Source organism: Azospirillum argentinense (genome assembly GCF_000632475.1).
Classification (GTDB): domain Bacteria; phylum Pseudomonadota; class Alphaproteobacteria; order Azospirillales; family Azospirillaceae; genus Azospirillum; species Azospirillum baldaniorum.
In genome coordinates this window covers 355,427-368,475 of record NZ_CP007795.1, presented here as the reverse complement: position 1 = coordinate 368,475, position 13,049 = coordinate 355,427, and the positions used below count along the sequence as shown (strand labels likewise).

Below are 13,049 nucleotides of genomic sequence, written 5' to 3'. Positions count from 1 at the left end.
TGCCCTCTCCCGTCCCGGGAGAGGGAAGGGGCCCACGAAGTGGGAAGGGTGAGGGTCTAGCAGGAAGAAAGGCGCCGACCGTTGGCGGCACCCTCACCCGGCCCTTCGGGCCACCCTCTCCCGGGGCGGGAGAGGGGAGAAGAAGAAAAACAGCCGGGAGGCATCGGTGTCCGACACTTACGATCAACTCGAAACCCGCTCCCCCGACCGGCGCGAGGCGGAGCTGTTCGCGGCGCTGCCGGCGCAGATCGCCCACGCCAAGGCGAACGCGCCCTATTTCACCCGCCTGCTCGCCGATGTGGACCCCGCCGCCGTCGGTGACCGGGTGGCGCTCGCAGCACTTCCGGTCACCCGCAAGTCGGACCTGATTGCGCTGCAGAAGGACTCGCCGCCCTTCGGCGGGATGACCACCGTCGCCATCGGGCGGCTGGCCCGCGTCTTCGCCTCGCCCGGCCCGATCCACGATCCGGAGGCGCACGGCACGGACCCCTGGCGCACCGCACGGGCGCTTTACGCCTCGGGCATCCGCGGCGGCGACCTCGTGCAGAACTGCTTCGCCTACCACCTGACCCCCGCCGGCTCGATGTTCGAGACGGGCGCGCACGCGCTGGGCTGCGCCGTCATCCCCGCCGGCGTCGGCAACACGGAGATGCAGGCCCAGGTGGCCGCCCATCTCAAGCCGCGGGCCTACATTGGCACGCCCGATTTCCTGAAGATCATCCTGGAGAAGGGCGATGAGCTGGGGCTGGACCTGTCCTCCATCGCGATCGGCCATCTGACCGGCGGTCCCTTCCTGCCAGACGCCCGCGCCTATTACGAGGGGCGCGGCATCGCCGCCTACCAGAGCTACGGCACCGCCGACCTCGGCCTCGTCGCCTACGAGACGACGGCCCGCGCCGGGCTGGTGGTGGAGGAAGGCGTGATCGTGGAGATCGTCCGCCCCGGCACCGGCGATCCCGTGCCGGCGGGCGAGGTGGGGGAGGTCGTCGTCACCACCTTCAACCAAGCCTATCCGCTGGTCCGCTTCGCCACCGGCGACCTGTCGGCCGTCCTGCCCGGCGAAAGCCCCTGCGGGCGCACCAACATGCGGCTGAAGGGCTGGATGGGCCGCGCCGACCAGACCACCAAGGTCAAGGGCATGTTCGTCCACCCGCAGCAGATCGCCGAGGTGCTGCGCCGCCACCCGCAGATCGGCAAGGCCCGCCTCGTCGTCGGGCGGCAGGACGCCAACGACACCATGACCCTGCGCTGCGAGTCGCCCGAGTCCGGCGAGGCTTTGGCGGCGTCGGTGCGTGAAACTCTGGCCGCCGTCACCAAATTGAAGGGTGTCGTGGAGTTCGCGGCCCCCGGCAGCCTGCCCAACGACGGCAAGGTCATCGAAGACGCCCGCGCCTGAGAACCAGTGATAGCCGACAACAACGATAACCGACCCGATACACACGAGGACCTTTTCGACATGAGCGTCAGCACCGACCTCCAGCTCGACCCCTTCGCGCTCGCCAGGGAGCTGTCGGGCAAGCATTTCTTCGGCGGCGAATTCCGCCCGGCCTCCTCCGGTAAGGGCTTCCCCGTCGTGAACCCGGCGACCGGCGAGACGGTGGCCGAGGCCGCCTTCGGCGAGGCGGCGGACGTCGACGCCGCGGTGGTCGCCGCGGTGGCCGCGCAGAAGGAATGGGCCAAGCGCCCGGTGCGCGAGCGCGGCAAGCTGGTCGCCGAATGCGGGCGCGTGCTCGACGCCCACAAGGAGGAAATCGCCAAGCTGATCGCGCTGGAGACCGGCAAGGCCCTGCGCACGGAATCGCGCGTCGAGGCCGGCGTCCTGTCCGACGCCTTCGTCTTCTTCGGCGGTCTGGCGCCGGAGCTGAAGGGCGAAACCATCCCCTTCAACCCGTCCATGCTGACCATGACCGTGCGCGAGCCGGTGGGCGTGGTCGGCGCGATCATCCCGTGGAACGTGCCGCTGCTGCTGATGGCGCTGAAGATCGCCCCGGCAATGGTTGCGGGCAACGCCGTGGTGGTGAAGTCGGCGGAGGAGGCGCCACTCGCCGTTCTGCGCGTCGTGCAGCTCATCAACACGGTGATTCCGGCGGGGGTGGTGAACATCCTCTCGGGCTACGGCCCGGAATGCGGCGCCCCGCTGGTGGCGCACAAGGATGTGAAGAAGGTGACCTTCACCGGCTCCGTCGAGACCGGCAAGATCGTCTACAAGACCGCCGCCGAAAAGCTGATCCCGGTGACGCTGGAGCTGGGCGGCAAGAGCCCGATGATCGTCTGCGGCGACGCCGACCTGGATCAGGCGATCGCGGGCGCCATCGCCGGCATGCGCTTCACCCGCCAGGGCCAGAGCTGCACCGCGTCGTCGCGCATCTTCGTCCATGACAGCATCCACGACGCCTTCGTCGAGAAGCTGAAGGAGAAGGTGAACGCGATGAAGATGGGCAACCCGCTGGACGAGTCGACCGACATCGGCACCATCGTCTCGCCGCAGCAGCTCGACCGGGTGCAGAGCTACATCGCCATCGGCAAGGAGGGCGGGGCGACGCCGCATGTCTGCTCCGCCATGCCGTCCGATCCGAAGCTGACCAAGGGCCTGTACGTGCAGCCGCACATCTTCACCGGCGTGAAGAACAGCGACCGCATCGCGCAGGAGGAAATCTTCGGCCCGGTCTGCTGCGTCATCCGCTGGACCGACTACGAGGAGGTCATCGCCCAGGCCAACGACACCGAATACGGTCTTGCCGCGACGATCTGGACGCGCGATCTGAAGGTGGCGATGGACGCGGTGCACCGGCTGGAGGCCGGATTCGTACAAGTGAACCAGAATCTGGTCGTGCAGCCGAACCTGTCCTACGGCGGCGTGAAATCGTCCGGCCTCGGCAAGGAAGCCTCGCTGGAAGCGATGCTGGAACACTTCACCCACAAGAAGACGATCATCATCAACATGAAGTGATGACTTTCTGTCCCCTCTCCCCTCTGGGGAGAGGGTTAGGGTGAGGGGGTTGCGCTTTTGCCGGACGTACCGCCAAGCACATCCCCCTCACCGGCCCTTCGGGCCACCCTCTCCCCGGAGGGGAGAGGGCTAGAAGGCCTTGTCACGCCCATTTCCATACGCTACCGTACGGCTCCATACGTCGCCGTATGGCGAGAACGAAGAACAGACCTCCGGGGGGAGCGCCAACACCATGCTGTCGAACCAGTATCCGACCCTGAACTTCGACCTCGGCGAATCCGCGGACATGCTGCGCGACACCGTGCGCAGCTTCGCCGCCGACGAGATCGCGCCCCGCGCCGCCGAGATCGACCGGACCAACGAGTTCCCGAACGAGCTGTGGCGGAAGTTCGGCGACCTCGGCGTGCTCGGCATCACGGCGGAGGAGGAGTATGGTGGGGCCGGCATGGGATACCTGGAGCATGTCGTGGCGATGGAGGAAATCTCCCGCGCCTCGGCCTCGGTCGGCCTCAGCTACGGCGCGCATTCCAACCTTTGCGTCAACCAGATCCGTAAGAACGGAACGGCGGAGCAGAAGAGCCGCTACCTGCCCAAGCTGATCTCCGGCGAGCACATCGGCGCCCTCGCCATGTCGGAGCCGAACGCCGGGTCCGACGTCGTGTCGATGAAGCTGCGCGCCGAGAAGAAGGGCGACCGCTACGTGCTGAACGGCACGAAGATGTGGATCACCAACGGGCCGGACGCCGACACGCTGGTGGTCTACGCCAAGACCGACGTCAACGCCGGCCCGCGCGGCATCACCGCCTTCCTGATCGAAAAGTCCTTCAAGGGCTTCTCCGTCGCGCAGAAGCTCGACAAGCTGGGCATGCGCGGCTCCAACACCGGCGAGCTGGTGTTCGAGGACTGCGAGGTGCCGGAGGAGAACATCCTGGGCGGCGTCGGGCGCGGCGTGAATGTGCTGATGTCCGGCCTCGACTACGAGCGCGCGGTGCTGGCTGGCGGGCCGCTCGGCATCATGCAGGCCTGCATGGACGTGGTGGTTCCCTACCTGCACGACCGCAAGCAGTTCGGCCAGCCCATCGGCGAGTTCCAGCTCATGCAGGGCAAGCTGGCCGACATGTACACGATCATGAACGCCGCCAAGGCCTACGTGTACGCCGTCGCCAAGGCGTGCGACCGCGGCGAGACGGCCCGCAAGGACGCCGCCGGGGCGATCCTCTTCGCCGCCGAAAAGGCGACCTGGATGGCGCTGGAGGCCATTCAGACTCTGGGCGGCAATGGCTACATCAACGAATACCCGACGGGCCGCCTGCTGCGCGACGCCAAGCTCTACGAGATCGGCGCCGGCACCAGCGAAATCCGCCGCATGCTGATCGGGCGCGAGCTGTTCAAGGAAACGGCCTAAGGAAAACGGCGCAAGGCCGGAGGGAAGGAAAAGAGCATGACCGATACCGTTGTCATCGCGGGCGCCGCCCGCACCCCGATGGGTGGATTCCAGGGCGACTTGCAGGGCCTGACCGCGCCGCAGCTCGGCTCCGCCGCCATCAAGGCCGCGCTGGAGCGCGCCGGGGTGAAGCCGGACGCCGTGGACGAGGTCTTCATGGGCAACGTCCTGCCCGCTGGTCTGGGGCAGGCGCCGGCCCGTCAGGCGTCGCTCGGAGCCGGCATCCCGGAGGCCGCGGGCTGCACCACCATCTCCAAGGTCTGCGGGTCGGGCATGAAGGCGGTGATGCTCGCCACCGACCTGATCAAGGCCGGCTCGGCCGAGATCATGGTGGCCGGCGGCATGGAGAGCATGTCCAACGCCCCCTACCTGCTGGACCGCGCGCGCGGCGGCTACCGCATGGGCCACGGTCGCGTGCTCGACCACATGTTCCTCGACGGGCTGGAGGACGCCTACGACCGCGGTCGCCTGATGGGCACCTTCGCGGAGGAATGCGCCACCCACTACCAGTTCACCCGCGAGGCGCAGGACAACTACGCCATCGAGAGCCTGAACCGCGCCCGCCGCGCCACCGAGGACGGCAGCTTCGTCAAGGAGATCACCGCGGTCACCGTGAAGGGCCGCAAGGGCGACACGGTGGTGGAGAAGGACGAGCAGCCGCTGAAGGCCGACCCGACCAAAATCCCGACGCTGAAGCCCGCCTTCGCCAAGGACGGCACGGTGACGGCGGCCAACGCCTCTTCCATCTCCGACGGTGCGGCGGCGCTGGTGCTGACCACGCGGTCGAACGCGGAGAAGCTGGGCCTGCCGATTCTGGCCGAGATCAAGGCCCACGCCAACCATGCCCAGGCCCCGGCCTGGTTCACCACCGCGCCTGTGGGCGCGATCAACAAGGTGCTGGAGCGCGCCGGCTGGTCGGCCAAGGACGTGGACCTCTACGAGCTGAACGAGGCCTTCGCCGTGGTCGCCATGGCGGCGATGCGCGAACTCGACATCCCGCACGACAGGATCAACGTGCATGGCGGCGCCTGCGCGCTCGGCCATCCCATCGGCGCGTCGGGGGCGCGCATCCTCGTCACGCTGCTGGCGGCGCTGGAGAAGAACGGGCTGAAGCGCGGCGTCGCCTCGCTGTGCATCGGCGGCGGCGAGGCCACGGCTGTGGCGGTGGAGCTGGTGTAAGGCAAACCGTGCCCCCTCCCTAACCCTCCCCCGCTTCGCGGGAGAGGGGATCAAGCTCCCTCCACCGCGCAGCGGGGGAGGGGTGGGGAGGGGGCAGAAAGTGTGCGGGAGGGAAAGCAATGCGGCTGACGGAAGAGCAGCGGATGGTGCGCGACATGGCGCGGGACTTCGCGGCGGAGCGGCTGGCGCCCACCGCCGCCGAGCGCGACCGCACCGGCGCCTTCCCCAGGGAGGAGCTGGCCGAGATGGGCCGGCTCGGTCTGATGGGCATGCTGGTGCCGGAGGAGTTCGACGGCGCCGGCACCGACCACATCGCCTACGCGCTCGCCATCGAGGAGATCGCGGCGGGCGACGGCGCCATCTCCACCATCATGAGCGTGCACAACTCCGTCGGCTGCATGCCGATCCTGAAGTTCGGCAGCGCCGAGCAGAAGGAGCGCTTCCTGAAGCCGATGGCCCGCGGCGAGCAGCTCGGCTGCTTCTGCTTGACGGAGCCGCAGGCAGGGTCCGACGCCGCCGCCATCAAGGCGCGCGCCCGCCGCGACGGCAACCACTGGGTTCTCAACGGCACCAAGCAGTTCATCACCTCAGGGAAAAACGCCGACGTCGCCATCGTCTTCGCGGTCAGCGACCCCGACGCCGGCAAGAAGGGCATCACCGCCTTCGTCGTGCCGACCGATACCCCCGGCTTCCAGGTCGCGCGGGTCGAGGAAAAGCTCGGCCAGAGCTGTTCCGACACCTGCCAGATCGTCCTGGAGGACTGCCGCATCCCCGCCGACCTGATGCTGGGCGCGGAGGGCGGCGGCTACCGGGTGGCGCTCGCCAACCTGGAGGGCGGGCGCATCGGCATCGCATCGCAGTCGGTGGGCATGGCGCGTTCCGCGCTCGACCACGCCACCCGCTACGCCCAGGAGCGCCAGAGCATGGGCGTGCCGATCATCCAGCATCAGGCGGTGGCCTTCCGGCTGGCCGACATGGCGACGAAGGTGGAGGCCGCACGCCAGCTCGTCCTGCACGCCGCTTCCCTGCGCGACGCCGGCGAGCCCTGCCTGAAGGAAGCGGCCATGGCGAAGCTGTTCGCCTCGGAGATCGCCGAGCGCGTCTGCTCCGACGCCATCCAGATCCATGGCGGCTACGGCTACCTGAACGATTTCCCGGTGGAGCGCATTTATAGAGACGTGCGCGTCTGCCAGATTTACGAGGGCACGAGCGACATCCAGCGGCTGGTCATCAGCCGTGCCCTGATGCAGTAGAACAAGAAGAGACGGGAGGACGACGGCCATGACCGTCCTGAAGAGCGCCCTGAACCCGCGCTCCGCCGAGTTCCAGACGAACGCCGACGCCATGTCCGCCCTGGTCGCCGATCTGCGCGAGAAGGTGGGCGCGATCAAGCAGGGCGGCGGCGCCAAGGCCCGCGACAAGCACCTGTCCCGCGGCAAGCTGCTGCCGCGCGAGCGCATCCGCCAGCTCCTCGACGTGGGATCGCCCTTCCTGGAGCTGTCGCAGATGGCCGCCTACAAGGTCTATGACGACGACATCCCGGCGGCGGGCATCATCACCGGCATCGGCAGCGTGGCCGGGCAGGAATGCATGGTGGTCGTCAACGACGCCACGGTGAAGGGCGGCACCTACTTCCCCCTGACCGTCAAGAAGCACCTGCGCGCCCAGGAAGTGGCGCAACAGAACAACCTGCCCTGCATCTATCTAGTGGATTCGGGCGGCGCCAACCTGCCCAACCAGGACGAGGTGTTCCCCGACCGCGACCATTTCGGCCGCATCTTCTTCAATCAGGCCAACATGTCCGCGCAGGGCATCCCGCAGATCGCCGTGGTGATGGGAAGCTGCACGGCGGGCGGCGCCTATGTGCCCGCCATGTCGGACGAGGCGATCATCGTGCGCAACCAGGGCACCATCTTCCTCGGCGGCCCGCCGCTGGTGAAGGCGGCGACCGGCGAGGTGGTGTCGGCGGAGGACCTCGGCGGGGCGGACGTGCACTCCCGCACCTCCGGCGTGACCGACCATTACGCGATGAACGACGCCCACGCGCTCGCCATGGCGCGCAAGGTCGTGTCGAACCTGAATCGCAGCAAGCGCATCGACATGGACCTGCGCGAGCCGCAGGAGCCGGCCTACGACCCGCGCGAACTCTACGGCGTGATCCCCAGCGACCCGCGCAAGCCCTTCGACGTGCGCGAGGTCATCGCCCGCGTCGTCGATGGTTCCGTGCTGGACGAGTTCAAGCCGCTCTACGGCACGACGCTGGTCTGCGGCTTCGCCCACATCTTCGGCTATCCGGTGGGCATCATCGCCAACAACGGCATCCTGTTCAGCGAATCCGCCCTGAAGGGCGCGCATTTCGTCGAGCTGTGCTGTCAGCGCGGCATTCCGCTGGTCTTCCTGCAGAACATCACCGGCTTCATGGTCGGGCGGAAGTACGAGGCGGGCGGCATCGCCAAGGACGGCGCGAAGCTGGTCACCGCGGTCGCCTGCGCCAAGGTGCCGAAATTCACCGTCATCATCGGCGGCAGCTACGGCGCCGGCAACTACGGCATGTGCGGGCGCGCCTATTCCCCGCGCTTCCTGTGGATGTGGCCGAACTCGCGCATCTCCGTGATGGGCGGGGAACAGGCGGCGGGCGTGCTCGCCCAGGTCCGGCGCGACGCCATGGAATCCCAGGGCAAGAGCTGGGCGCCGGAGGAGGAGGAGGCCTTCAAGGCGCCGATCCGCCAGCAGTACGAAGACCAGGGCCATCCCTACTACGCCTCCGCCCGGCTGTGGGACGACGGCATCATCGACCCGGCGGACACCCGCATGGTGCTCGGCCTCGGCCTGTCGGCGTCGCTGAACGCCCCGGTCGAGAAGACCACCTTCGGCGTGTTCCGGATGTGAGCGGGGGACGACGAGCATGAGCGACATTCTGATCGACATCGCCGCCAGCGGCGTCGCCGCCGTCACGATGAACCGGGCGGAGGTGCACAACGCCTTCAACGAGCGGGTCATCGCCGATCTGACCGACGCCTTCCTCAGCCTGGGATCGAACCCGGACGTCCGCGCCATCCTGCTGCGCGGCGCGGGCAAGAGCTTCTCCGCCGGAGCCGACCTTGGCTGGATGAAAAAGATGGCGGGCTACAGCCATGGCGAGAACGTCGAGGACGCCATGGGCCTCGCCACCATGCTGCGCACGCTGGACGAATGCCCGAAGCCGACCATCGCCGTAGTGCAGGGTCCGGCCTTCGGCGGCGGGGTGGGGCTGGTCGCCTCCTGCGACATCGCCATAGCCGCCGAGACCGCCAGCTTCGCCCTGACCGAGGTGCGGCTGGGCCTGATCCCCGCGGTCATCAGCCCCTACGTCGTCGCCGCGATGGGCGAGCGCGCCTGCCGCCGCTACTTCCTGACGGCGGAGCGATTCTCCGCCGCCGAGGCCCTGCGGCTCGGCCTGCTGCACCAGACCGTGCAAGCGACGGAGCTGGATGCGGCGGTCGAGGTGATGGTGCGCAACCTGCTGCAATGCGGCCCGGCTTCCCAGACCGCGGCGAAGGAACTGATCCGCGCCGTGGCGCGCCGTCCGCTGGACGACGCGCTGGTCCGCGACACGGCGGAGCGCATCGCCCGCCAGCGCGCGAGCGACGAGGGAAGGGAGGGCGTCGGCGCCTTCCTGGAGAAACGCGAACCGGCGTGGCGGAGCTGAGTCCCATGGTTGAGACAGGCATGTTCGACAAGATTCTGATCGCGAACCGTGGCGAGATCGCCTGCCGCGTCATCCGCACCGCCCGCCGCATGGGCATCCGCACCGTCGCCGTGTACTCGGAAGCCGACGCCCGCGCCATGCATGTGGAGATGGCCGACGAGGCCGTCTGCATCGGCCCGGCGCCGGTCGGCGAGAGCTACCTGCGCGGCGACGCGATCCTCGAGGTCGCAAAGCGCACCGGCGCCCAGGCCATCCATCCCGGCTACGGCTTCCTGTCGGAGAACGCCGGCTTCGCGGCGGCCTGCGCCGAGGCCGGCGTGGTCTTCATCGGCCCGCCGATCGAGGCCATCCGCGTCATGGGCTCCAAGGCGGAATCCAAGCGCGTGATGTCGCAGGCCGACGTGCCGCTGGTCCCCGGCTTCCACGGCGAGGCCCAGGACCTGGAGACGCTGGCCGCGGAGGCCGAGCGCATCGGTTATCCCGTGCTGGTCAAGGCGTCGGCGGGCGGCGGCGGCAAGGGCATGCGCGTGGTCCGCGCTCCTGGCGAGTTCGCCGACGCGGTGGCCGGCGCCAAACGCGAGGCGAAGGCCGCCTTCGGCGACGACAGCGTGCTTCTGGAGAAGTATCTGGGCCGCCCGCGCCATGTGGAGATCCAGGTCTTCTGCGACACCCACGGCAACGGCGTCTATCTGTTCGAGCGCGACTGCTCGATCCAGCGCCGCCACCAGAAGGTGATCGAGGAGGCTCCGGCCCCGGCGCTGCCCGACGACCTGCGCCGCCGCATGGGCGAGGCCGCGGTGGCTGCCGCCAAGGCGGTGAACTACGTCGGCGCCGGCACGGTGGAATTCCTCTACGAGGACGGCGGCTTCTACTTCATCGAGATGAACACCCGCCTCCAGGTCGAGCATCCGGTAACCGAGAAGATCACCGGCCAGGACCTCGTCGAGTGGCAGCTGCGCGTCGCCGCCGGCGGCACGCTGCCGCTGATGCAGGACCAGCTCACCCGCCGCGGCCACGCCTTCGAGGCGCGCCTCTACGCGGAGGACCCGCAGCGCGAGTTCCTGCCGGCCATCGGCAAGCTGGTCCGCCTGCGCCCGCCCGCCGAGAACGACCATGTCCGGGTGGACACCGGCGTCCGCGAGGGCGACGAGGTCACCATGTTCTACGACCCGATGATCGCCAAGCTGATCGTCTGGGACGAGGACCGCGACGCAGCACTCCGCCGCCTGCGCGTGGCGCTCGCCGCCTACGAGGTGGTTGGCGTCACGACAAACGTGGCCTTCCTCGGCGCCATCGCCGGGCATCCGGCCTTCCGCGCGGTGGAGATCGACACCGGCTTCATCGAGCGGCACCGCGCCGACCTGCTGCCCCCGCCGGCCCCGGTGCCGGACCGCGGGCTGGCCATCGCGGCGCTCAGCGTGCTGCTCCGCCGCAACGCCGACGCCCGCAAGGCCCGCCGCGCCGCGTCGGACCCCTGGTCGCCCTGGCTGTCGGCCAGTGGCTGGCGCCTCAACGACGACAACCACCACGACCTGCGCCTGCTCGACGGCGACACGCCGCGCGGCCTGACCCTGCATTTCCGCCCCGACGGCTACGAGATCGAGGTGGAGGGCCGCCCGGCCATCCGGGCGGAGCGGGTGACGCTCGACGGCGAGACCCTGACCGCCACCATCGACGCGGTGCGCACCCGCGCCACGGTGGTCTGCCAGGGGCTGGACCTGACCATCCTGTCCGATGGAGCGGTGTGGCGCCTGCATCTGGACGACCCGACCGCCCGCGCCGCGGAGCAGGAGGGCGGCTCCGGCCGCCTGACCGCACCAATGCCGGGCACCGTCGTCCGCGTGCTGGTCGAACCCGGCCAGACGGTGGAGGCGGGCGCCCCGCTGATGCTGCTGGAAGCGATGAAGATGGAGCACACCATCAAGGCCCCCGCCGCCGGCACGGTCAGCGCCGTCAACTTCGCGGCGGGCGATCAGGTGTCCGAAGGCGTGGATCTGCTGGTCCTCGACGTGGCGGAGGGATGAGCATGCGCCTGCCGAAAAGCGTCCGCATGGTGGAGGTCGGCCCGCGCGACGGCCTCCAGAACGAGAAGCAGATCGTCCCGACGGCGGTGAAGATCGGTCTGGTCGACCGGCTGACCGACGCCGGGCTGACCGCCATCGAGGCCGGCAGCTTCGTGTCGCCCAAATGGGTTCCGCAGATGGCCGACACGCCGGACGTCTTCGCCGGCATCCGGCGCAAGGAGGGGGTGCGCTACGTCGCCCTCACCCCGAACGCCAAGGGGCTGGAGGGTGCGCTCGCCGCCCGCGCCGACGAGGTGGCGGTCTTCGCCGCCGCGTCGGAGAGCTTCAGCCAGAAGAACATCAACTGCTCCATCGCCGAAAGCCTGGACCGCTTCGTTCCGGTTCTGGAGCAGGCGAAGGCCCAAGGCGTGCCGGTGCGCGGCTACGTCTCCTGCGTGCTCGGATGCCCCTACGAGGGGGAGATCGCGCCTGCGGCGGTGGCCGAGGTGGCGGGGCGGCTGTTCGCCATGGGCTGCTACGAGGTCTCGCTCGGCGACACCATCGGCACCGGCACGCCGTCCAAGGCCCAGGCGATGATCGCGGCGGTGGCGGAGCGCGTGCCGATGGAGCGCTTGGCGGTGCATTTCCACGACACCTACGGTCAGGCGCTCGCCAACATCCTGGCGACGCTGGAGATGGGCGTGGCGGTGGTGGACAGCTCGGTCGCCGGGCTGGGCGGCTGCCCCTACGCCAAGGGGGCGTCGGGCAACGTGGCGAGCGAGGATGTCCTCTACATGCTGAACGGGCTGGGCGTCGGGACGGGGGTGGACCTCGACCGGCTGGTGGCGGCTGGCGCTTATATCAGCGATGCCATCGCCCGCCCGACCGCCTCGAAGGTCGCCCGCGCGCGGGGATGTGCGTAAAACACGGGGAAAGAGGGAAGGGAAGGGCGCCATGAGCTTCACGAACCTGCTGGTGCATGTGGACGACAGCGACCGCTGCGGGGAGCGGCTGACCGTCGCCCTGACCCTGGCGCAGAAGCATGGCGCCACGCTGACCGGCCTGTTCGCGCAGAGCGACAGCTCCGGCGCCGGCATCGTCACGCGCAAGGCCGGCCCGGCGCTGACCCAGGCGGCGCAGCGGGCGCGGGAGCTGTTCGAGGAGAAGGCCCGCGAGGCCGGGGTGACCACCCGCTGGTGGCAGCTCAGCCACGGTGAATACGGCCATGTCATTGCCGAGACGGTGATCTGCTCGCGCTACGTCGACCTCGCCGTCTTCGGCCAGCACGACCCGGAGGACAGCCGCGTCCCGGCGGACCTGCTCGAAGAGGTGGTGCTGAATGCCGGGCGCCCGATCCTGGTCGTGCCGCACAGCGGCAGCTACCCGCAGCTCGCCGACCGCCCGGTGATCGCCTGGAACGGCAGCCGCGAGGCCACCCGCGCCGTCAATGACGCGCTGCCGCTGCTGAAGCAGGCGAGTTCCGTGCTCCTGCTCGCCTTCCACACCCAGCCGCGGGCGGAGGGGGGCGGCAACGTCCCGCAAGTCGATATCCTGGAGCATCTGGCGAGCCACGGCGTGACGGCCATACAGGAACGCATGACCATCGCCAGCATGACCCCCATGGACGCCGTGCTGTCGCGCGCGTCCGACCATGGCGCCGATCTTCTGGTGATGGGCGGCTTCGGCGGCTATGGCGGCTCGCTGTTCCCGCTGTTCGGGCGGGGCAGCAACACCCGCCAGATCCTGCGCCAGATGACCCTTCCCGTTCTGTTGTCGCATTGACCG

Annotated in this window: 10 protein-coding genes; all 10 read left to right on the top strand. The window is 69.2% G+C overall.

Annotated features, from left to right (window positions below; all coding sequences use genetic code 11):
- Positions 1–166: 166 nt before the first annotated feature.
- On the top strand, positions 167–1,396 hold the full coding sequence (locus tag ABAZ39_RS24140; RefSeq protein ID WP_040136426.1) for a phenylacetate--CoA ligase family protein: 1,230 nt from the start codon (positions 167–169) through the stop codon (positions 1,394–1,396).
- A gap of 60 nt (positions 1,397–1,456) precedes the next feature.
- The gene (locus ABAZ39_RS24135) at positions 1,457–2,950 is read left to right on the top strand and encodes an aldehyde dehydrogenase family protein (RefSeq protein ID WP_040136424.1); all 1,494 of its coding nucleotides are present in this window, start codon (positions 1,457–1,459) and stop codon (positions 2,948–2,950) included.
- Positions 2,951–3,182: 232 nt separating this feature from the next.
- The gene (locus ABAZ39_RS24130; RefSeq protein ID WP_040136421.1) at positions 3,183–4,355 is read left to right on the top strand and encodes an isovaleryl-CoA dehydrogenase; all 1,173 of its coding nucleotides are present in this window, start codon (positions 3,183–3,185) and stop codon (positions 4,353–4,355) included.
- A gap of 36 nt (positions 4,356–4,391) precedes the next feature.
- Positions 4,392–5,573: an acetyl-CoA C-acyltransferase gene (locus tag ABAZ39_RS24125; protein ID WP_040136419.1), complete on the top strand. Its 1,182-nt coding sequence runs from the start codon at positions 4,392–4,394 to the stop codon at positions 5,571–5,573.
- Positions 5,574–5,692: 119 nt separating this feature from the next.
- Positions 5,693–6,826, top strand: coding sequence for an acyl-CoA dehydrogenase family protein (locus ABAZ39_RS24120; RefSeq protein WP_040136417.1), 1,134 nt, complete (start codon positions 5,693–5,695; stop codon positions 6,824–6,826).
- 28 nt (positions 6,827–6,854) lie between these two features.
- On the top strand, positions 6,855–8,462 hold the full coding sequence (locus ABAZ39_RS24115) for a carboxyl transferase domain-containing protein (protein ID WP_040136416.1): 1,608 nt from the start codon (positions 6,855–6,857) through the stop codon (positions 8,460–8,462).
- A 16-nt stretch (positions 8,463–8,478) separates the two neighbouring features.
- Positions 8,479–9,261 carry an enoyl-CoA hydratase/isomerase family protein gene (locus tag ABAZ39_RS24110; protein WP_040136414.1) on the top strand — a complete coding sequence of 261 codons (783 nt, stop codon included), beginning with the start codon at positions 8,479–8,481 and terminating at the stop codon, positions 9,259–9,261.
- Positions 9,262–9,281: 20 nt separating this feature from the next.
- Positions 9,282–11,285 carry an acetyl-CoA carboxylase biotin carboxylase subunit gene (locus tag ABAZ39_RS24105; RefSeq protein ID WP_040137206.1) on the top strand — a complete coding sequence of 668 codons (2,004 nt, stop codon included), beginning with the start codon at positions 9,282–9,284 and terminating at the stop codon, positions 11,283–11,285.
- Between the two features lie 2 nt (positions 11,286–11,287).
- On the top strand, positions 11,288–12,187 hold the full coding sequence (locus ABAZ39_RS24100) for a hydroxymethylglutaryl-CoA lyase (RefSeq protein WP_040136412.1): 900 nt from the start codon (positions 11,288–11,290) through the stop codon (positions 12,185–12,187).
- A gap of 31 nt (positions 12,188–12,218) precedes the next feature.
- Positions 12,219–13,046: a universal stress protein gene (locus ABAZ39_RS24095; RefSeq protein WP_040136410.1), complete on the top strand. Its 828-nt coding sequence runs from the start codon at positions 12,219–12,221 to the stop codon at positions 13,044–13,046.
- Positions 13,047–13,049: the final 3 nt, after the last annotated feature.